The sequence below is a fragment of the Streptomyces sp. SID1328 genome (genome assembly GCF_009865595.1).
Classification (GTDB): domain Bacteria; phylum Actinomycetota; class Actinomycetes; order Streptomycetales; family Streptomycetaceae; genus Streptomyces; species Streptomyces griseoluteus.
In genome coordinates, this window is the sequence record NZ_WWKH01000627.1 from 1 (window position 1) to 26,287 (window position 26,287).

The following is a 26,287-nucleotide window of genomic DNA, read 5'->3' on the forward strand; positions in this document are numbered from 1 at the left end:
TTCGTCTACGCCGGCATCAACGTCACCGACACACCCCTGTTCAGCGGCACCCGCGGCGCCCAACTCGCCGGACGCGCCACCCTCATCACCTGCGGCCCCCTCCCCGCCCGACACGGCACCCGCCAACCCTTCCGCGACGTCATCACCGACATCGAAAACGCCCTCGACCTCGAACAACACAAACCCGGCACCCTCCCCCGCCACGCCCCCTACCTCCACCAGCGCACCGCCGGCCGCATCGGATCCCTCACCAGACTTATCCGCCAAGCCGCCATCACCGCCATCTGCGACGGCACCGAACGCATCACCAAGCAATCACTCGAAGCCGTACGACTCGACCACCTCGCCGAAACCCACCACCGCCCCACACGACGGCGCTAACCCCACCCACCGAACAGGCAAAACAGCCTGACCAGCACAAACACCAAACGAGCCTTTACACGCTGGCGAAACCCACAACGAACCCGGTCCCACTCAGCGCACACGACACAACCCCAGCTCACACCCCGAACTGCGCTGGAACCGTGCACCCGGCCTCTCTCAACGAACCCCCAACACCCCAGACCAGCAAGCCCGCGACACACCAACAAACCCCCCTCCGAGCGTCACGACCACTGGAAGAGAGGATCCCGTGCATCTAGGGCCCGCCCTCATGAGTCCCCCCGCTGCATTCGCACATCTCCAACCTGGCGTAACGCACCTGACACAGCCTCAATGCCGGGTTGATGTCCTTCGCAGCGCAGCACGACCGGAGACGAGGTGGGGGGCATGAACGACGGCGGTAATGCAGACGCCATCCGGCAGAGCGTGGTCCCTGCCCCGCGCGGCGCGGAGCTTCCGCTGCCGCCCGCCGCCTTATCGGGCGGTCCGCAGGACGGTGACATCGCCGACGGCTTGGAGGAGGCGTAATGGTCCGTGTACGACGGCGCCGCGTCAAAGGCCACAGTGGGGCAGATCCTCACTCGGCTGCCGCGCATCGTGCGCCAGATCGGTCAGCTGGCGTGGACCGTAGACCGAACCGCGACCATCTCAGTCGTGGTCTTGCAGCTGGCGTCAGCCGCGATGACTGCGTTCGGGCTCATGGCCTCCGTAGCCGTACTGCGGGAGCTGTTCGCCGAGGGGCCAACCCCAGACCGGGTGCGGGCGGCCATCCCCCAAATCCTCGTCGTGGTCGGCTCCATGGCCGTCCGGGCTCTCTTTGAGGCGGGCGTAGCTGTCTCGCAGGCCCGGGTGACACCGAGGATCCGCACGGCGCTGGAGTGCGAGTTCCTCACCCTGACCGCTCATGTGCGGCTGGAGGTAGTCGACGACGCGGACTGGCACGACGAGGCATATCGGGCCAACGACCGAGGTTTGTTCTACGCCAGGCAGATTGTCGGCCAGGTGGTCTCCCTGGCCGCCGCATTGCTCGGACTCGTGGGCACCGCCGGTGTCCTGGGCGTCCTCCACCCGGCCTTGTTGCCCCTGCTTCTGCTGTCGGTGCTGCCGGTCGGCGCGGCGGCCGTTCGCAGCGCCAGGGCACGCTTCCACTCCTTCAAGCGGTGGAACACCCTGCAGCGCAGAGTGCGGGTCTTCTCCTGGCTGTTACTGGAGAGGGACGCCGCCGCTGAGCTCCGCTCGGACACCACCCAGGGCGCGCTGTTGGACGAGCACTACCGGCTGACGAGCTGGATCGCCGAGGAGGACACCCGCCTGGGCGTGAGCTCGGCTGGGTTGACCCTGGCAGGCCGGGCCGTCGGCGGGATCGGCACTGGCATCACCTACACGGCGCTTGGCGCCATGCTGATCGCGGGCTGGCTGCCCCTGGCCGCGGGCGCGGGCGCGGTCCTCGCCATCCAGGCCGCCCAATCCTCGCTGACCCGGCTCGTTGATGCTTCCCACCTGGTTTACGAGCACGCCATGTGGGTGGACGACCTTCTCGCATTCCAGGAACGCTGCCGCACCCTCCAGCCGCGCCGCAGCGGGCTGCCCGCCCCCGAGACGGTGAAGACAATCTCTCTGGAGGACGTGTCCTTCAGCTACCCGGGCAAGGACACCCCGGCGCTCAACGGCATCTCCTTGACGCTACATGCCGGTCAGACGGTGGCGTTCGTCGGCGTCAACGGCTCCGGCAAGTCCACCTGCGCACGGCTCCTCGCCGGGTTGTACGAGCCCCAGGACGGGGGCACCGTCAGTTGGAACGGCGTGAACGTGCTGGACATGGACGCCGAGTCGTTGCAGGCTCGGGTGGGCTGCGTGCTCCAGGATCCGGTGCGGTTCCCGTTCAGTGCTCTGGCCAACCTGACGGTCTCCCGGGGCACCCTCACCGAGGCCGACCCCCAGCGGGCGTTGGACGCTGCGCGGGCCTCCGGCGCCGAGCAGGTCATCGCCGGACTGCCCGGCCGGTGGGAGGCGCTGTTGTCCAAGCGGTTCCGCGGAGGTCAGGAACTGTCCGCCGGCCAGTGGGCGAAGGTCGCCGTCGCCCGCGGCCTGTACAAGAACGCTCCCGTCCTGCTGCTGGACGAACCCACCGCCAGCATGGACCCCCGGGCCGAGCACGCCGTGTACGAGGCGGTCCTGCGGGACAACCCGCGCCCTGATCAGATCACGGTGCTCATCTCCCACCGCCTGGCAAGCGTCGTCGCCTGCGACCGCATCTTCGTCTTCGACGGCGGCCGCATCATCGAGAACGGAACCCACCAGGAGCTGATGGATCTCTGCGGCGAGTACGCCGCCATGTTCACTCTCCAGGCCGCCGGCTACCGCGCCGAGGCCGGGGAGACGCCGTGATGCCCGCACAGGCACACCCCCGTCCCGCGCCCGAGCCGGCCGGCGTCTGGCCGAAGAACTCCGCCAGCCACCGCCTGGGCACCAACTGCCCCATGTGCGCGAACGGCTTCCCCGCCGACGATTCGCCGCCGACGACATCGGCTGGGGCCTTGGTGGGACGGAAGGACCCGCCGGAGCCGATCGTCCCCTGCACCCGTGCCGCGATCGAGGGCATCAGGGCCGGCCGCTCCTGCAGCGAGCTGGGGTGTGCCCCTTCACGCGCCGCGCGGGGACGCCTGCTGCAGGCGTTGCGGGCCCGTGCCTGACCTCATGCCCGCTGCGCCGGCGGCATGCTGTCGACCGCGTCAGGAAGAGGACCGTCATGTCTGCTGACCTGTCCCCCATGACAGGTGCCCGCCGCGTCGCGATGGTGGAGCGTCTCGAGGCCGAGGGCGTGCTGACTGACGTCCGGCTGCGCGAGGCGCTTCTGTCGGTGCCGAGGGAGGTGCTCCTTCCCCACGCGTACGTACGGGTGAGCGATCCGGGCGTCGAGCCGATCGAGTGGCGCCTGCTCGACGGCGCGTACCCGGACGACCGGGCCGAATGGCTCGACCTGATCCACAGCGGTGATTCGGTCCTGCTGCAGCGCGACGGGGAGCAGCTCGACGCCCTTCTACGCGGGCCGGTAACCGGCGGGCACATGACGTCGATGTCGACCTACGGCCAGGCCACCGTCGAGGCCCTTCAGACGCTGCAACTGGCGCCTGGGCAGCGGTACCTGGAGCTCGGCCCGGGGCCGGGGGTCTCTCTCGCGCTCGCCGCCGCCGTCACCGGCCCCCGCCTCGCCTTCGGCGTCGAACGGGACGGCCGCATGGTCGCCTTCGCTCAGCACAACCTCGACCGGCTCGGTCTGGGCGCCACGGTCGTGGAGGGCGACGCTCTCCACGGGCACCCGGCGGGAGGAATGTTCGATCGGATTCACTCCGGCATCGGCGTGCCCTGCGTCCCGCCTGCGTGGGTGGAACAACTCGCGCCGGGTGGTCGGCTGCTGACGACGCTCACCACCCGCACCCCGAGCTGGCCCGGACAGCTCCTGGCCACCCGGACCGGGGCCAGCGAGATCGAGGCAGTGCTGCAAGGGCGGCCGCGCGGATACCGGCCCATGCTCGGCTACCGGTGGATCAACGCCGTGACAATGCGGCCTCGGATCACGGCCGACCCCGGCGTACCGCGCCCGACCCGGCTCGCGCCGCCGCCGGACGACGCGTACGGCTTCTGGCTCGCGGCCGCCTACCTGGCGCCCGGGCTCGTCCGCGACTTCCAGGCAGAGACGATGACGATCGCCGCCCCCGACGAGGACTCCTGGGCAGTCGCCTGCCCCGCCAAGGGCACCGTCCGTGTCCACGGGCCCCGTGACGTGTGGGCCGAGCTCGAGGACGTGCACGCCCGCTGGGTCCTGGCCGAACGGCCCGACAGGTACCGGGTGACCATGCCGGAAGGCGGCGGGCCGCAGCACGTCACCTCCGGCACCGGCCTGCGCGCCCTGAAGTGGGTCCTGCCTCCGCTCGCGCCGGTGCCCCACCAACTAATCGCCCCCTGCCCGTCCGAGCACCCCTCGGAGAAAGCCCTGTGAGCCTGTTCCACTCCACGGCGGACGCCTACAGGCGGCACCGCCCCGGCCTCCCCGACGAAGCCGTCCACCTGCTCGCTCGTCGGCCGAGATGTGCCCAGTGAGCGACGGCGAGCGGCCCACGGTGCCGGTAAACGTGCACTTGATGGCCGTCCCCGAGGGGAGAAGGGGCCGTAAGTGCGGTCCTCTCACGCACGCCGAGGAGGCGGCACGATGAGCACCGCACCACCAGCACCGGGCCGGGACAGCCGCTCCCTGCCCGCCGCGTACTGGGAGCCGCTCTGGGCAGGCGGCCGCCGCTACCGGCAGGTGTGCACGGCCGAAAAACAGCTGATGGCCGAGCACCTGGCCCCCGGCAAGGGCCGCCCCGCCCTCGACATCGGCAGCGGCGCCCCGGCCCGCCACCTCCACCACGAGCTCGGCTACCAGGCGCCGGTATCGACTGCTCCCCCAGCGCGGTCGCACTCGCCGCCGCCCCCGACATCAACCCCGGACCCGGCCCGGGGCCGGCCTGGCAGTGCCTGGACATCACCACCGTCGACCTCAACGTTCTTGCGCAACTGGCTTATGCCCTCATCACCTGCCGCCTGGTCTACCGGTGGATCGACGGCAAGCCGGCCTTCCTCGACCGGATTCGGCACATCCTCGCGCCCGGTGGAGTCTTTCTGGGGCGTCACCGAGATCGCCGGCCGCCGCACGACCACCAACCCGGCCCTCCGGAGTCTCGGGATCTCCTCCTTGGACGCCGAGCTGCTGACGACCGGCTGGTCCTGCGACGGACCGCCGACCTCGACGTCCTGCGCTGCTACGCCCTGCGGCCATGACCCCCGTGAACAGAAGGAAGCATCCGGTGCCAGACATCGAAAACCGCACCCGAGAGGTCTGTGTCTCCTACTGTGGCACCCGCTCGGATGCCGGGGCGCTCCAGCAGGAGGTGGCACTGTGAACGCGCTGGTGAACGATCGCCGCTTCGCCGCCACGACGTTCTTGGTGGTCGATTTCGAAGGCCTCACCCCGGCGGACCGGCCTGCCGAGCCGATCGAGGTCGCGGTGCTGGCCCTGCGCCCCGTAGGCGACTGGTTGGTGGAGGCCGGCCGGTTCGAGGAGCTGATGCGGCCGCCAGCCGACGTTTCCGTGACCGCGCGGGACGTCCAGCTCAAGGGCATCACCCAGCAGATGCTCTCCACGGCACGCCCGACCACCGAAGTGCTGGCGCGGCTCGACGCCCACCTGACCGTGCCGTCGTACCGGCTGGTCGGGAGTGATGTCACAGATCAGGCACAACCCAAACCCTCAGGAGTCCCCGCGCCTGCGACGACGGAGCGCCCGCCGGGCCAGCGTCTTGCTGCCGTTGAAGAAGTCGTTGAACCGGTCCAGTCCCCAGACGGCTCGGAGGACGAGCGGCCGCAGCAGCAGCGACATCGACGGCGGGTACTTCGAGGCGTCCGACCATATGCCGGCGAGGTCGTCCGGCATCTCACCGTCGACGATGTAGTCGGCGAGCTGATGGGCCACGTACGGCACCTGACAGAGGCCGTGGCCGTTGCAGGCCATCGAGTAGAAGACGTTGTCACCCACCTGCCCGGCGATCGACAGCCAGTCCGGGCTGATGCCGATCCAACCGCCCCAGGCCCGCTCGATGGCCACGTCGGACAGCGACGGGAACCGATTGGCCAGATCCTTCCCCATGTCCTGCACGACGACGGGGTCCGGGACCCGATCCGAGAGCGGGAAGGCCGGGCCTCGCTGCGCCTGGCGGACCCCGCAGACGATGGTGTTGCGCTCGGTGAGCCGGTAGTGGGTCATCAACTGGTGCTGGGTGATGATGCCGGACCGGCTGGTCCAGCCCAGCTCGGCGAGCCGCTCCGGTGCGATGGGTTCCGACTCGATCTCGATGACGTACAGCGGTGTCGCGAGGTTCTTGGGCGTGATGTCCCACTCGCCGCCGTAGACGTTGGTCGCGAGCACCACCTTGTTGGCCCGCACGGTGCCATGCGGTGTCGTGAGTTCGACGGTGCGGCCTGTCCGCCGGACATCGCTCACCCGCGACTGCTCGAAAACCTTGGCCGAGGAGGCGAGCAACGCGCGACGCACACCACGAGCGAGCTTGCCCGGGTTCAGCATCCCGCCGATGGATTCCCGCATACCGCCCACGAAGCCGGCAGGGATGCCGAGTTCCTCTCTGCTGCCGACAGTCCCGCGCCCACCGAAGGCGCGCAGGATCGCCGCCTGAGTGCGCACCCTGAGCATCATGAGGGGTGAGACAGCACCCCACACCAGGCCGTTCGCCACGTAGTCGCAGTCGATGTCGTGCGTCTTGATGAGGTCTTCCACGTAGTGGCCCGCGTGTTCCGCCAGCTTGACCATGACGGGCATTTTCTTCGGGGACTGGAGGCTGAGCATCCGCAGGTCGCCACCCGGCGCTCCGGCGATCTGACCGCCGTTGCGCGAGGCTGAGCCGTAGCCGCAGAACTCCGCCTCCAGCAGGACCACGTCCTGGTCGCGCTCCGCGAGGCGCAGCGCAGCCGCCATGCCGCCCATGCCGCCGCCGATGACGGCGATGTCACAGGTGAGGTCGCCGTCCAGCGCGGGCTGCACGTCGTCCGGCCGGTCGATCCAGCCGGTGAAGTTGATGTATTTCGTGCCGTCGGTCCTCATGCTGTCCTCATTTCGTTCCAGGTAGGGGTGCTTGTGCTGCTTCGTGCTCCGCGTCACGGCATGCGGGGCATGCGCCGCATGCTGGTCCCGAGCGAGGGCCGGGCTGCTCGCCGCTCACCCTTGGCCGCGACCGAGCGGGCCGGGAGGTCTCCCATCGACAGGAGACCGGGACGCGCCTCGACGACGGCGGTGCAGGCATTGACCGCCGCTGCGATCGTGCTGAGGAAGGAATCGAAGCCCACAGAAGAACGGAGGTCGACGACCTGCTCCTCGCCGACGATCCGATAGTCGTCGCCCGCGGCCACCTCATCGGCCGGCTCGAAGAAACCGAACATGATTTCCAGGTCGATCACCACTTCGCCCTTGAGCACGCCCTGGGCGGCATGAGTGACAGCCGCGATCTGCCCCGGTTCGATACACATGTGGTCCCCGACGCGCGGCGAAGTCGTCACCACAGCGGGTTCGATCTCTCCCACGTCCACCGAGTCGAGGTCCCATCCGAGCCCTGCCGCGAGCGCCCCGATGGCCTGCTCGAAGCCGTAGTGCCCGACGACTTCGCCCCGGCTGCGAGCCGTCGTGAACTCGCGCATGGTCAGACCAAGGCCGAACTTCGACAGGATCGCGCCGTAGCGTGACATGTTCGTCCGTCGGCGGATGCGCACGCTCTCCACACGCTGGGTCAGTGCGGTCAGCAGGAGAGGAAGGGTGTCCATCAGGATGCCTGGGTTCGCCCCGCTGCCCAGGACAGTCACACCATGCGCCTTCGCCATGTCGTCGAGCCGTCGGGCCAGGCCGGGATGGCTCTGCCATGGATAGGCCAGCTCTTCGCAGATGCTCAGGACGTTGTACGAACGCTCCAGCAACGGCAGCAGGACGTCGGCCACCCTGTGCAGATTCGAGACGGTCGCCACGATCGCGAGATCGGCGGCGGGCAGGTCGGCCGGGTCGCTCACGACGACGACACCGTTCGTGGCGCCACCGAGCGCATTTCCGAGGTCCTGACCGGCCACACGGGGGTCCTGGTCCACTGCTCCGACGATTTCCACGTCCGCGCGTTGCAGCAAGGAAGAAGCAATGGCCCGGCCAGTGGCACCGAGGCCCACAACGACAGCCTGCTTACTCAAAGTCACTCTCCTGGGCGCCCCGGTCGGCACGCCCACGACACGGTGCTCGGTTACTGAACCTCACCTGCGGCGGTGACCTCGTACCTCACTGTGGCCAGCCACGGCCGCGGTGAGAACGACACTGAGCACCTGTTTCCCGCTGGGTACGGTGCACGGTGCACCGGGCGGTAGCGACCTTGCGCTTTCAGGTAGTCGGCTGTTCGCAGGGCTGTCATGAACCGCGCCGACACGTGGCGGCCTTCCCCGGTCTGACTGGCGGGCGCCATGGGTCGAGTGACGCACCCCGGATGCCGGCGCATCCGAGGTGCGTCACAGGGCGGCCGTCAACAGACGGGGCCACCGAGGAGCCTGCGGGGCTTACGCCGAGGCTCCTTCGACGCCGAGCCGCTGGGCGACCTGCTCGGCGGTGCGCAGACCTGTCAGGACGGCACCGTTCAGGGTTCCGACCCACTCGCCGGCGGTTTCGGTGCCAGACCAGTGGATACGCCCGTGAGGCTCGGTGAGGGCGCTGCCGTAGCTCACGGATGCGTAGGGACCCACAGCGGGGTGGGGGCCACCTGGGGCGAACGGCTCCGCGCCCCAGCAGTGGTCCACGTAGTCGATGGGGGTGCTCGCCTGGGGACCGTACAGGTCGACCATCTGCTGGACGACGCGGCTGCGTCGGGTTTCCGGGCTGAAGCCGTCGTACACGCGGGGGGCGCAGAAGACCATCAGGATGCCCGGTCCGTTGTCCGGCGACACGTCGAAGGTGATGAACGCCGTCCCGGTGTCCAGCAGTGCCTCGCCCGAAAGGCCCTCGGCCCGCCAGAAGGGCTTGTCGTAGGCGACGAACGCCTTGCTCAGCTTGCCCATGGGCCAGGTCCTCGTGAGCCCCTGGGTCTTTTCCGGCAGGGCCGGGAGGAACTCGATGTAGGAACGGTGCTCGGGGGCCGCGGTGACGATGACGTACTTGGCGCTGATGACCGCCGAGTCGGTGTGGACCGTGACGCCGTCGTCGTCCTGGGAGATCTGGCGGACACGGGTGTCCAGAACGACCCTGTCGCCGAGCTTCTCGGCGAGCCGGTTGGCGATCTCCTGAGTGGTTTCGGTGATGCGGTCCTGCTGCTGCCCTCCTTCGACGGCGAGCATGTGGTCGAGCCCCCCGACGGCCTGGATGTAGCGCAGTACGTGCAGCAGCGAGACCTCTCCCGGGTTGCAGCCCCACTGCACCTTGCTGGCGATGGTCATGAGTGCGCGGGTGCTGGTCGCCGCCTGCTGCTGGTCCAGCCACTCGCCGAACGAGATCGAGTCGAGCTCCTCGGCGCCGGGGGACTTCCAGGCGGCGTCGACGTCGATGGTCGCCAGGAGCTCGTCCATCGCCACCTGGACGCGGCCCAGATCCTCCAGGTCCACGGGGTCGACCGTCGGCATGGTGCCCGTCCAGGTGCGGCGCTGCCCGGCCATCCACAGGACATTGACACCTTCGTGGAACTGGCCGGTCGTGGAGCACCCCAGCCGCTTGGCGAGGTCGAGGACCGCGGTGTGGCGCTCGGCGACCCACGTCGCCCCGAGGTCGACCTTGACCCCGGCCACCTCACCGGAGAACGAACGGCCGCCGACCCGGTCCCGGCCTTCGAGGACCAGGACGGATACGCCCATGTCCACGAGCCGCTCTGCGGCACTCAAGCCGGCGAAGCCCGCACCGACGACCACGACATCGACCGACGCGACCTCGGAGCCGCCCTTGATTTCCTTTTTCACGGTGTTCTCCTTCACGGTTTTCGCCTTCGCTTGAAAGCTTTTTTCGGTGTTTCCGTACGTTGCGGGGAAACGGCGTGCTTACGCTTCCCCACCGCTCGACCGCGATCGAGACAGGCGTCGTCCGCGTGGTGCGGCGTGAGCCGGCCACCTCCCTTCGTGCTCAGGGGATGAGCACGAGACGGATCGGGTCCCCGATCTTCTTCTCCAGCCGGGCGACGGCGTCCGCGGCTTCCGCCAGCGGGACGTGGGCGCTGACGGAGGGGCCGAGGTCGATCCGTCCGGCGGCCGCCAGTCCGACGAGCTGTTCCACGTGCTCGGGCTCGGAGCCGTAGTGCCCGCGGATCTGCCGGACGTTGAAGCAGAAGTCGATGCTGTCGGCGACGGTGACCGGCTCCGGGGTGAGACCGGCGAGCACCAGGACGCCGTTCGGGCCGAGGACGGTGGCGGCCTGGGCGCGGGCCGCCCCGACGCCGGCGAAGTCGAAGGCGACGTCGATGCCCCGGCCTGCCGTGGCCTCGCGCACCGCTTCGGCGAAGTCGCCGGCCATGGGGTCCAGCGCGTGGTCGGCTCCGAACAGGAGGGCGCGCTCGCGGGCGGAGGGCAGCGGGTCGACGGCGATGACGGGGGCGGCGCCGGCCAGGCGGGCGAGGCGGATGCCGTGGGCGCCGAGACCTCCGGCCCCCCAGATGCCGACTGCCTGCGCGGGTCGGACCGCGCCGGTGTCCACGATCGCGGCGTACGGGGTGGAGACGGCGTCAGGGATGATCGCGGCCTGGTCGAACGGCAGGTGGTCCGGGATGGGGAGCAGGGTGTCCTCCCGGGCGAGGGCGTACTGCGCCCAGCCCCCGTCGTAGTCCACTCCCCGGGTGAGGGGCTGGCGGCAGAGCATGTGGCGCAGGCAGTCGGCGCAGTCACCGCACGCCTGCCCGGCCTGCAGTACGACGCGCGAACCGGGAGTCCAGTCGCCCTTGACGCCGGGGCCGACGGTGTGGACGACGCCGGCCACCTCGTGGCCAGGGGTGATGACACCGGACTCCTTGACGGTGTCCACAGGGTAGAAGGGGCTCAGGCTGCCGTCGATCAGATGGATGTCGGACAGGCAGACGCCGGCGGCCCGTACTTCGACGAGGACTTCACCCGGGCCGGGCACCGGGATCGGCACCTCTTCGACGGCGAAGGCAAGGGTGTCCAGGCGGAGCCGCCCGGCCAGCATGGTGTTCATGCGGATACCTCGATCTGCTCGGTGAGAAGCGCGCGCATGGAGCTGAGGGCGCACGACCTGGTCGACTGACCATGTCGATTAACCGTGTCTGCTGACGAGGTCGCCTGTCAAGCTGCGTTCGGTGGACGTTCGACCGGGGTGTCAGGTTCCCTTCGTCGACTGTGTCTCTCAATACAGTCGTACGACATGTTCGGTCGACAAAGTCATGTGTAAGTTGGTGGGTGACCGCTGGAGTGAAACGAAAGGCACGCTCATGACTCAGGTGTCCGTAGGTGCGGCGCGGGCGATCCCCGAGCGCCCCCCGCTGCCCCTCGTAGGCCACGCGTTCAACCTCCCCGCGGGCGCGGACTTCCTGGCCTACCTGGTGAAGGAGTTCAGGGAGTTCGGGCCCGTGTACCGGCTGAGGGTCTTCGGGAGGGAGACCGTCATGATCGGCGGCCTTGACCTCGTGACCGAACTGTCGGACGAGACCCGCTTCCGCAAGCATGTCCACGCCGACCTGGTCGAGGTCCGGGCCCTGGCCGGGGACGGTCTCTTCACCGCCTACAACCACGAACCGAACTGGCGCAAGGCCCACGACATCCTGATGCCCGCGTTCTCGCTCGGCGCGATGCGCAGCTACCACGCGCCCATGCTCCGGGTCGCCCGCTCACTGATCGGCAAGTGGGACCGGCTGGCCGGGGTGCAGTCGGTGGACGTTCCCGACGAGATGACCCGGCTGACCTTCGACACGATCGGGCTGTGCGGCTTCGGCTACGACTTCGAGTCCTTCCGGCGCAACGACCTGCACCCGTTCGTCGACGCGATGGCCCGGGCTCTCGTCTTCGCCCAGGAGAAGGGCGAGTCCATCCCGGGCTCCGAGCTGTTCAAGAGGAAGAAGGTCGAACAGTTCCGCAACGACGTCGACCTGATGACAAAGCTCGTCGACGACGTGATCAGGGAGCGCCGCGCCTCCGGCGACACCAGCACGGACGACCTGATGGGGCTGATGCTGCACACCGAGGACCCCGCCACCGGTGAGCTGCTGGACGATGTCAACATCCGCCACCAGGTGATCACCTTCCTGATCGCCGGCCATGAGACCACCAGCAGTGCGCTCTCCTTCGCGCTGTACTACCTGACCAAGCACCCGGAGGTGCTCGCCCGGGCCCAGGCCGAGGTGGACGCCCTGTGGGGTGACACCGACGCCCCGGACCCCGGGTACGGCGACATCGGCAAACTCACCTACATCCGCCAGATACTCAACGAGAGCCTGCGGCTGTGGCCGACGGCTCCCGCGTTCGCCGTCGAGCCGATCCAGGACACCGTCATCGGCGACAAGTACCCCGTACGCAAGGGCGAGTCGCTGATGGTGATCACCTCGGCCCTCCACCGCGACCCCGCCTGGGGGGAGAACGTCGAGCTCTTCGATCCCGAGCGCTTCACCCCCGAGCGGGAGGCGGCCCGCTCGGTCCACGCCTTCAAGCCGTTCGGCAACGGCGAGCGGGCCTGCATCGGCCGCCAGTTCGCGCTGCACGAGGCCACCTTGCTGCTGGGCCTGCTGGTGCACCGGTACCGCCTGATCGACCACACCGACTACCAGCTGAAGATCAAGTCGACGCTGACCATCAAGCCCGACGGTTTCAGCCTCCGGCTCGCCCGCCGTACCGGCGACGAACGGCGCCTGCCCGCCATCACGGTGGCGGATCCTGTGGCGGGCGGGACCGCCACCGTGACGCGCCGCGCGAGCGGCACCGCGCTGACCCTGCTGCACGGATCCAACCTCGGCACCTGCGTCGGCATCGCCCGCGATCTCGGCGGTGAAGGCGAGGAGCACGGCTTCACCCCGTCCGTCGCCTCCCTCAACGAGTACACGGGAAGGCTGCCCGGCACCGAGGGCCCCGTCGTCATCGTCGCCGCCTCCTACAACGGTCGCCCCACCGATGACGCGGCCGAGTTCGTCGCCGCTCTGGAGAACCTCGCCCCCGGCTCGCTCACCGGCCTGCGGTACGCCGTCCTCGGTGTCGGAGACCGCAACTGGGCGGCGACCTACCAGCGCATCCCCACCCTGATCGACGAGCGCCTGTCCGCGGCCGGCGCCGTCCCGCTTCTGGAGCGCGGCGCCGCCGACGCCGCCGGCGACTTCGCCGGCGCGGTCGACCAGTGGACGGCGGACCTGTGGACAACCCTTCTGGACGAGTACGGCGACGCGATCGCCGGCGAGGCGGCGGGCCCCGCGCCTGAGGCGGAAGCAGAAGCGGAAGGGCTGTACGAGCTGGAGGACACCTCGGAGTCGGTCCTCGGTGGTCTGGCCGACCGCCACGGCGTCCAGCCGATGGAGGTCCTCGAGGCGCACGAACTCGTCGACACCGACCACGAACTGGGGCGCTCCAAGCGCTTCCTGCGGCTCCGTCTGCCCGAGGGCGTCAGCTACCGAACCGCTGACCACCTGGCCGTCCTGCCCAGCAACCCCGAGGCCCTCGTCCAGCGGGTCGCCGACCGCTTCGGCCTCGACCTGGACCGCACCGTCCGGCTGCGCGCCCGCCGCCGGAGCCGGGGCGCCCTGCCCGTCGACCGGCCGCTGACCCTGCGCCGCCTGCTCACCGACTTCGTCGAGCTGCAGGACCCGGCCACGCAGGAACAGGTCGCGGTGCTCGCCGAGCACACGGCCTGCCCCCCTGAGAAGCAGCCGCTCACCGCCTTCGCCACCGCCCATCCCGAGACCTTCCGGGAACAGGTGACCGTCGCAGGGCTCAGCGTCCTGGACCTCCTGGAGCGCTACCGTGCGTGCGAACTGTCCTTCGAGCGCTTCCTGGAGCTGCTGCCGGTGCTGCGCCCCCGGCACTACTCGATCTCGTCGTCCGCTGCCGCCCGGCCCGGCGAGGCCGACCTGATGGTGTCGCTGCTCGCCGCGCCCCACCGGTCGGGGGAGGGCGTCTTCCGCGGCATCGCCTCACACTTCCTGCAGACGGTGAACGCGGGTGATGTGATCCAGGCCCGGATCCTGCCGTGCAGCGAGTCCTTCCGCCTCCCCGAGGACACCTCCGTACCGGTGATCCTGATCAGCGCGGGCACCGGCCTCGCGCCCTTCCGAGGTGCGGTCCTCGATCGCCATCACGCCGGCTCGACCGGCACCCTGCTCTGCTACTTCGGCTGCGACCACCCCGACGTGGACTTCCTGCACCGGGAGGAGTTCGAGGCGGCCGAGGCGGCCGGCGCCGTCAGCATGCGCCCCACCTTCATGCACGCTCCCGAGAACGGCGCTCGCTTCGTCCAGGAGCGCATCGCCCGCGAGAGCGAGGAGGTGTGGTCGGTTCTCGAGGCCGGCGGACGCGTCTACATCTGCGGCGACGGCCGTCGTATGGCACCGGCCGTACGGGAAGCGTTCATGGCGATGTACCGGGACCGGACCGGCGCGAGCGATGAGCAGGCCGTGGCATGGCTCGCGGAGCTGGTCCAGGCCGGGCGCTACGTCGAAGACGTCTGGGCCGGCTGAGTCTCACCAGCAGGCGGAGACGATCGGGGGCGCACCTGCCAGGTGCGCCCCCGACCGTGTTGATGCCGTGTCAGCCCGACGGCACCTCTGGGATGTCGAGGCTTCCCATGGCCAGCGCCACGGTCGCGGCGACGAGCGCGGCGAGGCTCGTCCGCTCCGTGGCCTCGTCCGGTACGCACGAGAGGACCTGCATGGTGAGGCCGTCGAAGCCGGAGAGGAAGAACCGGGCGACCGTTTCCGGGGACACGGCCAGTTTCTGTCCCGTCCTGTCCGCCGTCTCGGCGATCACCTGTGCGGTCACCTCGATGACCCGCTGGTAGTGGCTCTGGCGGGCCTCGTTGAGGCCGGGCACACGCAGCGCGAACATGGTCAGTTCGCTGAGCAGCTGGTGGCGCGATGTGGGCTCGCGCATGGTGCCCCACAAGGCACCGGCCAAGGCGCTGAAGGTCTTCTCGAAGCTCGCGTCCTCCGGCGCCGCCCGCTGTACCTGCGCGACCAGCTCGTCGGTGATCTGATCCATCACCGCCCGGTAGAGATCCTCCTTCGTGCCGAAGGTGTAGTGGACGGTGGCCTGTGCGACCCCGAGCTCCGCGGCGATGGCGCGAGTGCTACCCGCGGCCACGCCCTCACGGGTCATGAGGTCGATGGCCGCCTTGATCAATTGAGGGCGGCGCTCTGCCGCGGAAATATGAGCCATACTGCCCAGTATATCGACTCAGTCGGTCGATCAAGTCGGCTCGATCCAAGACTCTGCCGGTGGCTGAGCGAACGCCCTGGTCGAACTCGCCTCACCCTCGTGGCCCGAGCCGTTTTCGTTCGCCCGGTTGCCCTCAACCGGCCCTCGGTACCCCGTCGCTGGATGTCGTCCGAGGGCCTTGGCGGTTACGTCTGAACTAGAATATGATTTGAGTTCGACTCGTGCCGTACGGCCTGCCGAGCGACGGCCCCTGTGACGATCAAAGTCGCGGCAGCACCCTCTTGAACCGTGCGGCCGAACACCTTCATCTCGGCGCGAAACGCTTGGCGCTGGGCCCCGCCAGGAGGGTCAGCGCGCCGGTCCTCTGCTGCGGGGCCCGGAGCACGCCACGAAGCATGGACGTCGGACACGTGCACTCCCTGGAACCGGTGGCCCCCGCAGGCCGCCTGAGCCCACCAGTCTTCGGAGCCCCCGCATGACCAGTTGCCAGTTCCTGCTCTGCGCCCTCGGCGTGGCGACCGCCGTGCCGTTCGCCCGAGCGTTGAACCGGTCGACGTGGCCGGGGCGGAGCCCGGTGCTCGGCCTGTGGGTGTGGCAGTGCCTGGTCGCCACCGCCCTGCTGAGCTGCCTGACCGCGCTGGTACTGGGCATCGCTGCGGTCTTCCGTACCGTCCGCGACCACCTCTTCGGCTCCGCGCCGCCCGGCGTCGTGGCCGCCTACCACCTGTCCTCCGCTTCTCTCCTGGCCACGGTCCTCACCTTGCTCCTGGGGGCGGGAGCCGTGTGGACGGTGGCCGTGCTGGTCGGGCAGCTCAGGGTGGCTCGCCGGGCCCACGGCGCGGCCCGCGCCCGACTGCGTGAGCGAGCGCCCGAGTTTCCCGCCGGCCTTCCAGCGGCCCGCGGCCCTCTGCTGATTCTGGAAGAGGAGTACCCGGACGCCTGGTCGATGCCCGGGAGCCCGTCCCAGCTCGTCGTCACCACAGGGGCCCTGCGCCGGCTGACCGATCGCCAGCTGGAAGCCGTCCTTGCGCATGAGCGCGGCCACGCCCGGGCCCGCCACGACTGGCTACTCCATCTGTCCGCCGCCCTGGCGCGCGGCTTCCCCAAGGTGCCTCTGTTCACCCATTTCTGCGAACAGACCCATCGGCTGGTGGAGCTGGCCGCCGACGACACGGCGGCCCAAAAGTGCGGGCATGTCACCACCGCGCTGGCCCTCATCGAGCTGAACCAGCATCGCGGGGTGTTCTCCTGCGCATCCAGCCGCCGCCTGCTCAAGGACAGGGTGCACCGTCTTCTGACGCCCCCTTCGACGCTCCGGCCGCCCCAACGCACCCGCATCGCCGTCACGGCGGCCCTGGCGCCACTACTGCCGCTGCTCATTGCCTTCGGACCGGGAATCGGCGCGTTCGACTGACCGCTTGACGATTCCTGCGGGACGTTCCGCTCACAGGGAACGGGCAGGCGTGTGAACCGGTCGGGCCGCTTCCTCAGAGACCGAGGTAATCACCCAGGTCGGCGTAGTCGACCTGCCACAGTCCGGGAGAGCCCGTCGGGTACTGGGAGCGGAAGCCGAGCAGGCGCTGAACACGCGGCGAGAGCGTCCTGGCCACTTCCATGTCGACCAGGAAGGGGTACGCCTCCTCGCCGGTGAGGAAGCCCGGATTGAGGGCGAAGGCCACAGCCCGTCGGTACTCGTCGTCGGTCTGGTTCGCGCCCCCTCCGTGCGCGGTCTTGCCGCTGAACAGAAGGGCGTCGCCGGCGTTCATGATCGCGGGGATCGTCTGCTCGGGAGTCCCCCGGTCCTCGAAGTCACTCCAGTGGTTGCTGCCCGGGATGACCCGCGTGGCGCCGTTCGCCTCCGTGAAGTCGGTCAGGGCGATCAGGAAGTTGAGGGTGACTTCCGGGCCGCTGGGCCCTATCCCGATGAAGGGGAACCAGTTCTCCAGGTCCCGGTGCAGCATCTGCGCCTGGCTGTGGGGGCCTATCTCGATCACCTGGGTGGTGGTCATCCAGTACGTGCCCGACTCGGGGAGGAAGATCCGGTCACAGATCTCGTGGACCAGGTGGTGCTCCAGGATCTCGTTGCGGAACGTGGGGCTGTGCGTGACCAGGTTGGTGAGCCGCTTGGTGTTGCTGCCGTGGAACGCGGCCACCATTTCGTTCTCGTGGGTCGAACCCGGGCGGAGTGCCCGCAGCGGCGGATCGATCTCGGCGTCGAAGCGGTTCCGCTGCTCCTGCGTCAGGAAGTTCTTGACGATCAGCCCGCCATCACGGGCCAGGAGTTCGAGAATTTCGTCGGTCGGCGTGTCAGTCGCCACCGACGACAGGGTCTGGGGCTGCTTCTGAGTCGTCATGCGCATTCCTCTCCTTGAATCCGAACGGCGGCTGACCGGGCTTTGATCAACCGCCGGCATCCTGCGTCCGGTCGTCACGGTGCGCTTCCTGGTTGCTCCGGCCGGGGTCCGCCGCGTCGGGGCGAGGCCGGTGTGGGCACTCGACTCCCGGTTCCAGCCGGAGCGGCTTGGCATGGGACCGTCCCGAGCGGGTCAACAGCCGCTCACCGACGTCGGTGGTGCTGGTAACGGTCCCCCTCACGCGCGTGGTTCAGGTCGGCGTATCGCCCGGCCCGCTCCAGCAGTCGGGGGACACCCGTTTCGAGCGACGGTCCGAAGGACGTGTCGTCGGGGCGCTCACCGCGCTGCCAGCGGGTGTAGATGGCCTCGCAGAAGATCGCCGCCTTCCAGAGGGCGAGGGTCTGATACCAGGGCAGCGGGGTCAGGTCGAGGCCCGTGCGGGACTGGTAGCGCTCTGCCAGCCGGCGCCGGGTGAGATAGCCGGGCGACCGGGTCACCCGGGTGAGCTCGAGCGGGGTCGGAGGGCTGCCCGCCTCGGACCACGTGGCGGTGAGGTACCCCAGGTCCGCCAGCGGATCACCGAGCGTGGCCATCTCCCAGTCCAGGATCGCGAGCACCCTGGCCGGTGCCTCGGGAACGAACATGAGGTTGCCCATGCGGTAGTCACCGTGCACCACCGAGGCCGCCTGGCTCGCCGGCAGGTTGCGGCCGAGCCAGTCCCCGATGCGCTCCACCGCGGGCAGGCTGCGTGTGGCGCTGACCTCCCACAACCCGCTGAACCTGTCGACCTGGCGCCGGAGATACCCCTCGGGCCGGCCCAGAGAAGCGAGCTCCCCCCGGGTCACGTCGATGCCGTGCAGCGCGACGAGGGCGTCGACGACCGCTTCGCTGGTGGCCCGGCGCTGCTCGGCGGAGGAGAGATGCGACGGGATGGTGTCGGTGATGACCGTGCCGTCGAGCCGGGACATGAGATAGAACGGCACACCGAGAAGCGACTCGTCCTCGCAGACGGCGAGGATCTCCGGTACCGGTACCCCGTGCTCGCCGAGGGCCTTCTGGACGCGGGCTTCGCGCACCATGTCGTGCGTCGACCTCGGCAGCGGCGGTCGCGGTCCGCGACGAAGGACGACGCACTCGCCACCACGCTCGATCAGGTACGTGACGTTGGACTGGCCGTCGCCGATGCGCTGCCACGCGAGCGGGCCGCTGCCGATGCCGTGTCGGTCGAGGAAGCCGGTCACCGCGTCCAGGACCAGGAGCGGAGGGCTGTCGAGATGACGGGCCCGGTCCAGGCTCGCGACGACTTCCACCCCGTCGGGGACGGTGTGCATCACGTGCCTCCGTCCCGGCTCACGACGGCATCGCCCCGGAAATGCTCCCCGGCCTGGACCGCCGCGCGCCGGCCGGCCGAGGCCCGGCGGGCGATGGCCCAGCGGTGGGTCTCGTTGGAGCCGTCGTAGATGCGGAACGGGCGGACCTCGTTCAGGTACTGCGCCAGCGGCAGTCCGTCGGAGACCCCGTCTCCGCCGCAGATCTGGATGGCCCGGTCGACCACCCGGAAGATCGCCTCCGAGCAGTGCACCTTCGCGACCGAGGACATCGCCGAGCCCGCCTTCGGGTCGCTCTGCAGCAGCGCCGCGGTCTTGGTGATGATCGCGTCGGACGTCTCGATGTCGATCACGGACTCGGCGAGCAGGTGCTGAGCCAGGCCGAGCGAGTCGATCGGACCGCCGAACAGCTCCCTCTTCCCGGTCCGGTCGAGGGCGATGTCGTGCGCCCGCCGTGCCAGCCCCAGCCACCGCATGCAGTGCGTGAGACGTGCGGGGCCGAGCCGTACCTGCGCGTAGCGGAATCCGAGTCCGACCTCGCCGAGAACCGCGTCGTCGGGGACGAAGCAGTTCTCGAAGTACAGGTGCGGGTGACCGCCGTCGATGGAGCGGTCCACGGTGTGGATCGCCTCGCCGACCCGGATCCCCGGGTTCGTCATGTCGACGAGGAACATGGTGGCCCCCTCCGGGGAGCCGTGGACGGCCGGGGTCCGCGCCATGACGATGCAGAACGCGGCACCGACGGCCCCGCTGGTGAAGCGCTTGTGGCCGTCGATGATCCAGCCGCCGTCGGTGCGCACGGCCGTGGTCCGCAGCGCCGCCGGGTCGGACCCCGCTCCGGGGTGGGGCTCGGTCATGCCGAAGCACGACCGGACGTCCCCGGCCGCCAGAGGAGCGAGACAGCGCTTCTTCTGCTCCTCGGTCGCGATCAGGTTGAGCATGTGCATGTTTCCCTCGTCGGGGGCCATGCAGTTGAGCGCGACGGGACCGATCGGCGAGTAACCGGCCTCCTGCAGGATCGGTGACCAGTGCTCGATGGGCAGTCCCTGTCCGCCGTACTCCGTCGGCACGAGCGGCGCGAAGACGCCGGCCTCCCGCGCCGCCACCCGCAGCCGGTCACGGGTGGCCTGGTCGAGGCGTCCGCCCGGCGCCGGCTCCGCGTCGACGACGACGTCGCGGATGAACCGGCGCGTGCGCGCACGCAGTTCCGCGATGTCCGGTGGTAGATGAGGGAAAGTCATGGCTGTCCTTTGTCGGATGGGCGCGGTCGTCACGCGGTGCCGCCGGCGACGGGGAGGCCGCCGTCGGCGGTGAGGACGTGGCCGGTGACCCGGGAGGAGTCCTCCGAAGCCAGGTACGCCACGGCGGACGCGATGTCCGACGGCACGCCCAGACGCGCTTCTCGCTCATCGATCAGTCCTCTGAGGAGAATTGGGCCCAGGGCCGTCGAGGCCGCGTAGTTCGGCGCGCCGGATCTTGCCGCTCTGTGTCTTGGGCAGGTCGGCGATGAAATGGACCGTGCGGGGGCACTTGTAGGCGGCCAACCGGTCGCGTGAGAACGCGATCAGTTCCTCTGCCGTCGCGTTCCGACCCGCCTTGAGCGAGACGTAGGCGACGACGGTCTCTCCGCGGTACGCGTCCGGCTGCCCGATGACCGCCGCCTCCAGCACCGACGGGTGCTCGTAGAGTGCGTCCTCGACCTCGCGTGGCCAGACCTTGTACCCGGACACGTTGATCTGGTCCTTGAGCCGGTCCACCAGGTAGACCCAGCCCTCCTCGTCGATGACGGCGACGTCACCGGTACGGAGTCGGCCCTGCGGCATGGTGTGACGCGTGACTTCGGGCTTGCCCCAGTACCCGGGCACCACCTGCGGCCCGCTCAGTTCGAGTTCGCCCTGCTCCCCGGTGGGCACCGGGTCGCCGTGCGGGTCCACCACGCGCGCCGTGAGGTGCGGCAGCGGCTTGCCGACGGACAGCGTTCCGCTCGGCCGGTGGACGGGAGCCCTGGCCCCCGGAGGCACCGCGATGACGGCGGACGTCGTCTCGGTCATCCCGTAGCCGTTGTGGAGGTAGACGCCGAACCGCTCCTCGAACCGCTCGACGACGGCCGGCGGGATCGGCGCGCCGCCGGAGAAGAGGGCCTTCGCCGACGCGAAGTGATGCGGACCGGCCTGCGGCAGCTCGAAGATCGCGTTGTAGGCCGTGATGGAGCCGATCGTGTAGGTCACCCCGTGCTCGGCGAACGCCTCCAGAGCGACCTCGGGGTGGAACCGGCCCGCCAGGACGAGAGCGGTGTCGGTGAGCAAGGAGATCGTCGCGTTGACCACCGCGCCGGTGATGTGGAACAGCGGGGCCACGGCGAGCACGACGTCCCCGTCGCTCACACCCATCCAGGACGCGCAGGTCGCCACCACGCTCAGCACGTTGCCGTGGGTGTTCATGGCGCCCTTCGGCGGCCCCGTCGTTCCCGAGGTGTACGTCAGGAACGCGACGTCGTCGCGGGTCAGCTCCACGGGTGAGGGGCCGCGGCCCTCGAACTCGTCGATCAGGGCCACCAGGTCCCCGTCCGGCGCGGGGGCGTGGCGCTCCGTCGTCGCGAAGACCCGCAGATCGTTCCTCGACTGGTAGTCCAGCGCCGAGGTGCTGATCAGCCAGCGCACCGTGCTCCCCGCCAGCGTCCCGAGCGTCTCGTGGACGTCCGTGTCCGCACAGACGACGCCGACCGCCCCGGAGTCCTCGATGATCCGGCGGAGCTCCCGGCGCCGGTACATCGGGTTGAGTCCCAGAGCCGTGGCCCCCAGCTTCCACAGGGCCAACAGCACCAGCGCGTACTGCGGAACGTTCTGCAGGTACACCCCGACGCGATCGCCCCGGCCCGTTCCGCGGGCCTCGAAGGCGGCGGCCAGCGCGTCCGACGCCGCGTCCACTTCCCGCGCGGACAGGGCCCCGTCGAAGAAGCTGAGCGCCTTGCCTTCCGGGTTCCTCGCCACGCGCGCCTTCCAGGCGGCCACGAGCGAGCCGGGCGCCGGGGCCGTCCCGGTACCGAACCCGTCGAGGAATGTGCCCCGCCTGCGGTCCTCGTCCACTGTCATCTGCCGTCCTTCCCACCCATGTCCGTGCGCCTGCCGTGCCGGTCACGCGAGTTCGCGCTTGAGGATCTTTCCGGTGGACGTCATCGGCAGGGTCGGCACGATCTCCACGATGCGCGGGTACTTGTAGCCGGCCATCTGCTCCTTGCCCCAGGCGATCAGTTCGTCGGGGTGCGCCTCGGCGCCGCGGTCGAGGATGACGAACGCCTTGATCTCCTCGCCGTGGCTCTCGTGCGGCACGCCGACGACCGCGGCCAGGCTGATCGCCGGGTGTGTCATCAGGACCTCCTCGATCTCGCGCGGGTACACGTTGAAGCCGCCGCGGATGATCAGGTCCTTGGCCCGGTCGACGACGTAGTAGAAGCCGTCCTTGTCCCTGCGAGCCAGGTCGCCGGTGCGGAACCAGCCGTCCCTGACGGCTTCGGCGGTGGCCTCGGGGCGGCCGTGGTAGCCCCTCATGACGTTGTGGCCCTTGACCGCGATCTCCCCGATGGCGCTGCCGGTGCCGTCGTCCTCGACCTCGGACCAGTCCGGCTTGACGAGCTTGACCTGCACGCCCCAGACCGGCACGCCGATGGAGCCGGGCCGCGGCTCTCGCGCCGGATCGCTGAAGGTCACCACCGGCGACGTCTCGGAGAGGCCGTAGCCCTCCAGGACCTGGACGCCCAGTCGTACTCTGACCTGCTTGATGAGCTCCGCGGGGAGCGAGGCGCCGCCGGAGACACCGACGCGCAGGTTCCTCGCGATCCTTTCGACGTCCACATCGTCGGTGAGCACCTGCAGCAGGCCCCACCACATGGTGGGTACGCCCGCGAAGAAGGTGATGTCCTCCTGCCGCATCAGGGACACCGCCTGCCGGGCGTCGAACCGCGGCAGCAGCACCAGGGTGCTCGCCGCCGAGAAGCCGGCGTTCATCTGCACGGTCGCGCCGAAGGAGTGGAACAGCGGCAGTACGACCAGGTGGGTGTCCAGGGCGGGTCGGTTCTCCAACAGCCGGTTGCACGCGAGGGCGTTGAGAACCAGGTTGGCATGGCTGAGTTCGGCACCCTTCGCCTGTCCCGTCGTACCGCTCGTGTAGAGGAGCACGGCCGGGTCGTCCCCGGACGTCCCGATGCTGCTGAACGCCGTCGCGGTTCCCCGCAGCGCGGCGCCCATGGTCTCGACACCCTCGATCGGGCTTTCCGCCGCGGGATCGGCTGTGATGAGGAAGAAGTGTGCGCAGCTCGGTGTCCCGCTGAAACCGGCGTGCCCCTCCGCGCCCATCGGCAGGCCGACGTCACCCTCGAAGCAGAAGTACGCCTTCGCCCCCGAGTCGGCGAGGTGGTAGGCGACCTCCCGGCCTTTGAGCAGGATGTTGAGCGGTACGACGACCGCGCCGGCCTTGAGAATCCCGTAGTAGACGATCGGGAAGTAGGGCACGTTCGGGCAACTGAGCGCGACCTTGTCGCCGGGCCGGATGCCGCGGTCGACCAGGAGGTTGGCGACCCGGTTGGCGGCGGCCTCGACCTGGGCGTAGGTGAGACGCGTCGTGCCGAGGACGACGGCGTCCCGGTCCGGGTGCGTGCGGGCGGAGTCCTCGAGCAGGACCGAGAGGTTCAGCATGGTTCTTCCGGGAGGTGGAACCGGGCCAGGCCGCGGAGAAGGAGCACGCGGCCTGGCTCGGGGCGGGTGGGGGTTACACGCGGCTGGACGCGGGCGTCACAAGTTCCGCAGCAGCCGGTCGAGGGCCTCGGCCGTCGCCTCGATGTCGGCGGTGGTGTGTGCCGTACTGAGGAAGACCTTGCCGGACGGCATGAACAGGAAGCCTCGACGCAGCATGCCTTCGAGGATCACGCTCCAGAGCCCGCCGGTCCCGTGGAGCCCGGTGGCCTCACCGGCGGGGACGTACTGGAGGAGCGAGCCGACCCGGTTGAAGCGGCCCAGGCCGGCAGCGGAACCGAGAGCGCCGCCGACGAGGGTCTCGAACTCGGACGAGGTCCGTTCGAGCAGCTCGTAGACCGCGGGATCGGCCAGGACGCGCATGGTCGCCGCGACGGCCGCCAGTGCGATCGGGTTGGCGTTGAAGGTTCCGGCGTGAACGACACCGGCCGTCACCTGGTCGACCAGCTCGGCCCGGCCGACGACGGCGCTCTGGGTGAAACCGCCGGCCATCGCCTTCCCGAAGACCGACAGGTCGGGCAGCACGCCGTACTTCTCGGCCGCCCCGCCCCGTGCGATCCGGAACCCGGCGATCACCTCGTCGAAGACGAGGACGACGCCGTGCCGGTCGCAGAGGGTTCGCAGCGTCGACAGGAACCGCGGTGCGGGTGCTTCGACGCCGGCGTTGCTCATCACCGGGTCGACGAGCACGGCCGCGATGCCGCGCTCGGCGGACTCGCTCAGCAGGCGCTCGGCCAGATCCACGTCGTTGAAGCGCGCCACGACCAGGTCGTCCAGCACGCTGGCCGACTGCCCCCGTCCGCCGGGGGCGGCGGGACGGTCGCAGTCGTCCTCGGACATCCCGGCGTACACGGTGTCGTGCCAGCCGTGGTAGCTCTTGGCGAACTTGAGGACGCGGCGCCGCCCGGTGGCGGCGCGTGCGAGGCGCAGCGCCACCTGCACCGCTTCGGTCCCCGTGTTGCTCCACAGCAGACGCTCGCCGTGCGGCACGGCCTCCAGGACCGCTTCCGCCGCGAGGTATTCGAGCGGGTGGCCCGTGCCGACGACCTGCATCTTCGTCGCGACCTCGGTCACGGCGGACACCACGCGCGGGTCACCGTGACCGAGGACGAGCGGGCCCCAGGCCATGACGTAGTCGACGTACCGGTCGCCGTCCAGGTCCCAGACGTACGCGCCCCGCGCCTCCCGCACGAAGAGCGGATGGGGAGGCATCGCGGCGCGCAGGCCGGACCCCACACCCCCGCCGACGCTGCGGCGGGCTCGCTCGAAAGCCGAGCGGGATGATTCCAGGGCCATGAGATCGCCCCTGCCTTTCAGTACGTGATCACCGAGCGGATGCCGATGCCGCGCTTCATCTGGTCGAACGCCTCGTTGATGTCCTGGAGACCGATCGAGCCCGTCACAAGGGAGTCGAGGTCGATGCGGTTGTTCATGTAGTGGTCGATCAGCATCGGAAAGTCGGAATCCGGCTTGCTGGAGCCGTAGTTCGAGCCGATGAGCGACAGTTCCTGATCGGACATGACGAAGGGGTCGATGGAGATCCGCATGCCGTCCGCCACCTGCCCGGCGACCACCGCCGTGCCGCCTCGGGCCAGGACCTCGTAGGCCGACTCGATGGTGCGGGGCAGCCCGATGGCCTCGATGGCGATCTCCACGCCGCGTCCGTCGGTGAGTTGGCGCACCCTGTCGGCGAAATCCTCGCGGGCGTTGTTGATCAGGTCGGTCGCACCGAAGACGCGCGCCTGCTCGAGCTTCTCGTCGGAGATGTCCGCGGCGATGATCTTCCGCGCGCCGGCGAGCCGGGCCCCCTGGATCGCGTTCAGCCCGACGCCTCCGCAGCCGAGGACCACCACGGTGTCGCTCGGCCGCACGCCGGCGGTGTTGACGGCTGCGCCGACGCCGGTCGTGACGGCGCATCCGACCAGAGCCGACTGCGGGAACGGGGCGTCGTCCCGGACGGCGATCGCGGCCGATTCGGGTACGAGTGTGTACTGGCCGAACGTACCGAGGCCCGCGAAGCTGTAGACATCGCCCTCGTCCACGGACGTGACGCGGGTACGGCCGTCGAACGACAGGTGGTTCGCCGAGTGCCGGCTGACCATGTCGCACAGGACCGGTCTGCCGCTGATGCAGTAGCGGCAGCGGCGGCATGAAGGCGTCCAGGACAGTACGACGTGGTCGCCCTTCTTCAGCGTCGTGACGCCGTCGCCGACACTCTCGACGATCCCGGACCCTTCGTGGCCGAGGATCATCGGCGAAGGCACCTCCCAGTCGCCCACCAGCACGTGCAGGTCGCTGTGGCACACACCGCTCGCCTTGAGCCGCACGAGCACCTCGCCGGGCGGAGGGGTCGAGGGGAGAGTCACTCGTTCGACGGTCAGTGGTGCGTTCGGCGTCCTGAAGACAGCGGCGTCGAATTCCATGGTCATGGCGGGTTTCCTTCCGCGCGCTGTGGCGATCAGGTCCGAGCGGTGCGGATGAGCTTCTTGTTGGCGAACTCGTCGATTCCGGCCCGGCCCAGCTCACGGCCGAAGCCGGACCGCTTGACCCCGCCGAAGGGCAG

General features: G+C 69.6%; 18 protein-coding genes and 1 pseudogene. 5 read left to right on the forward strand and 14 right to left on the reverse strand.

Annotated features, from left to right (window positions below):
- From GT030_RS20135 to GT030_RS20145, 3 genes and pseudogenes are all read left to right on the forward strand, one after another.
- A pseudogene (locus tag GT030_RS20135) lies at positions 1–381 on the forward strand (ATP/GTP-binding protein); the annotation flags it as partial.
- Between the two features lie 699 nt (positions 382–1,080).
- Positions 1,081–2,769 carry an ATP-binding cassette domain-containing protein gene (locus GT030_RS20140; protein ID WP_237522694.1) on the forward strand — a complete coding sequence of 563 codons (1,689 nt, stop codon included), beginning with the start codon at positions 1,081–1,083 and terminating at the stop codon, positions 2,767–2,769.
- 361 nt (positions 2,770–3,130) lie between these two features.
- Positions 3,131–4,381, forward strand: a complete 1,251-nt coding sequence (locus GT030_RS20145; RefSeq protein WP_237522696.1) for a methyltransferase — start codon at positions 3,131–3,133, stop codon at positions 4,379–4,381.
- A 1,290-nt stretch (positions 4,382–5,671) separates the two neighbouring features.
- Here GT030_RS20145 and GT030_RS20150 read toward each other — a convergent pair.
- The 4 genes from GT030_RS20150 to GT030_RS20165 form a co-directional block, all read right to left on the reverse strand.
- On the reverse strand, positions 5,672–7,093 hold the full coding sequence (locus GT030_RS20150) for an FAD-binding oxidoreductase (RefSeq protein WP_346009693.1): 1,422 nt from the start codon (positions 7,091–7,093) through the stop codon (positions 5,672–5,674).
- Positions 7,090–8,160 (reverse strand): dihydrodipicolinate reductase, encoded by a 1,071-nt coding sequence (locus GT030_RS20155; RefSeq protein WP_202460328.1) that lies wholly within the window; start codon positions 8,158–8,160, stop codon positions 7,090–7,092. The genes GT030_RS20150 and GT030_RS20155 overlap by 4 nt, the downstream gene beginning before the upstream one ends.
- A 357-nt stretch (positions 8,161–8,517) precedes the next feature.
- The gene (locus tag GT030_RS20160; RefSeq protein ID WP_346009694.1) at positions 8,518–9,900 is read right to left on the reverse strand and encodes an FAD-dependent oxidoreductase; all 1,383 of its coding nucleotides are present in this window, start codon (positions 9,898–9,900) and stop codon (positions 8,518–8,520) included.
- 160 nt (positions 9,901–10,060) lie between these two features.
- On the reverse strand, positions 10,061–11,122 hold the full coding sequence (locus GT030_RS20165) for a zinc-binding dehydrogenase (protein WP_086691178.1): 1,062 nt from the start codon (positions 11,120–11,122) through the stop codon (positions 10,061–10,063).
- 253 nt (positions 11,123–11,375) lie between these two features.
- Between GT030_RS20165 and GT030_RS20170 the strand changes: the two genes are divergently transcribed.
- Positions 11,376–14,597, forward strand: coding sequence for a cytochrome P450 (locus tag GT030_RS20170; RefSeq protein WP_161202301.1), 3,222 nt, complete (start codon positions 11,376–11,378; stop codon positions 14,595–14,597).
- 70 nt (positions 14,598–14,667) lie between these two features.
- Here GT030_RS20170 and GT030_RS20175 read toward each other — a convergent pair whose 3' ends face one another.
- Positions 14,668–15,294, reverse strand: coding sequence for a TetR/AcrR family transcriptional regulator (locus GT030_RS20175; RefSeq protein ID WP_161202302.1), 627 nt, complete (start codon positions 15,292–15,294; stop codon positions 14,668–14,670).
- A gap of 475 nt (positions 15,295–15,769) precedes the next feature.
- On the opposite strand from GT030_RS20175, the gene GT030_RS20180 reads away from it, so the two are divergent.
- On the forward strand, positions 15,770–16,708 hold the full coding sequence (locus GT030_RS20180; protein WP_161202303.1) for a M56 family metallopeptidase: 939 nt from the start codon (positions 15,770–15,772) through the stop codon (positions 16,706–16,708).
- Positions 16,709–16,781: 73 nt separating this feature from the next.
- Here the strand turns inward: GT030_RS20180 and GT030_RS20185 are convergent, their stop codons facing one another.
- The 9 genes from GT030_RS20185 to GT030_RS20225 form a co-directional block, all read right to left on the reverse strand.
- A complete protein-coding gene (locus tag GT030_RS20185; RefSeq protein ID WP_161202304.1) occupies positions 16,782–17,648 on the reverse strand; it encodes a phytanoyl-CoA dioxygenase family protein in 867 nt (288 codons plus the stop codon).
- A 203-nt stretch (positions 17,649–17,851) separates the two neighbouring features.
- A complete protein-coding gene (locus GT030_RS20190) occupies positions 17,852–18,979 on the reverse strand; it encodes a phosphotransferase family protein (protein WP_202460329.1) in 1,128 nt (375 codons plus the stop codon).
- The gene (locus GT030_RS20195) at positions 18,979–20,217 is read right to left on the reverse strand and encodes an acyl-CoA dehydrogenase family protein (protein ID WP_161202306.1); all 1,239 of its coding nucleotides are present in this window, start codon (positions 20,215–20,217) and stop codon (positions 18,979–18,981) included. The genes GT030_RS20190 and GT030_RS20195 overlap by 1 nt, the downstream gene beginning before the upstream one ends.
- Positions 20,218–20,246: 29 nt before the next feature.
- Positions 20,247–20,363 (reverse strand): SDR family oxidoreductase, encoded by a 117-nt coding sequence (locus GT030_RS20200; protein WP_346009695.1) that lies wholly within the window; start codon positions 20,361–20,363, stop codon positions 20,247–20,249.
- A gap of 19 nt (positions 20,364–20,382) precedes the next feature.
- Positions 20,383–22,068, reverse strand: coding sequence for an AMP-binding protein (locus GT030_RS20205; RefSeq protein WP_161202307.1), 1,686 nt, complete (start codon positions 22,066–22,068; stop codon positions 20,383–20,385).
- A gap of 42 nt (positions 22,069–22,110) precedes the next feature.
- Positions 22,111–23,667, reverse strand: a complete 1,557-nt coding sequence (locus tag GT030_RS20210; RefSeq protein WP_161202308.1) for a long-chain fatty acid--CoA ligase — start codon at positions 23,665–23,667, stop codon at positions 22,111–22,113.
- A gap of 96 nt (positions 23,668–23,763) precedes the next feature.
- On the reverse strand, positions 23,764–25,020 hold the full coding sequence (locus GT030_RS20215) for an aminotransferase class III-fold pyridoxal phosphate-dependent enzyme (protein WP_161202309.1): 1,257 nt from the start codon (positions 25,018–25,020) through the stop codon (positions 23,764–23,766).
- A gap of 17 nt (positions 25,021–25,037) precedes the next feature.
- Entirely contained in the window at positions 25,038–26,153 is a 1,116-nt protein-coding gene (locus GT030_RS20220; protein WP_161202310.1) for a Zn-dependent alcohol dehydrogenase, read from the reverse strand.
- Positions 26,154–26,182: 29 nt separating this feature from the next.
- Positions 26,183–26,287, reverse strand: a 105-nt coding sequence (locus GT030_RS20225; RefSeq protein ID WP_161202311.1) for an aldehyde dehydrogenase family protein, incomplete at its 5' end; no start/stop codon positions are given.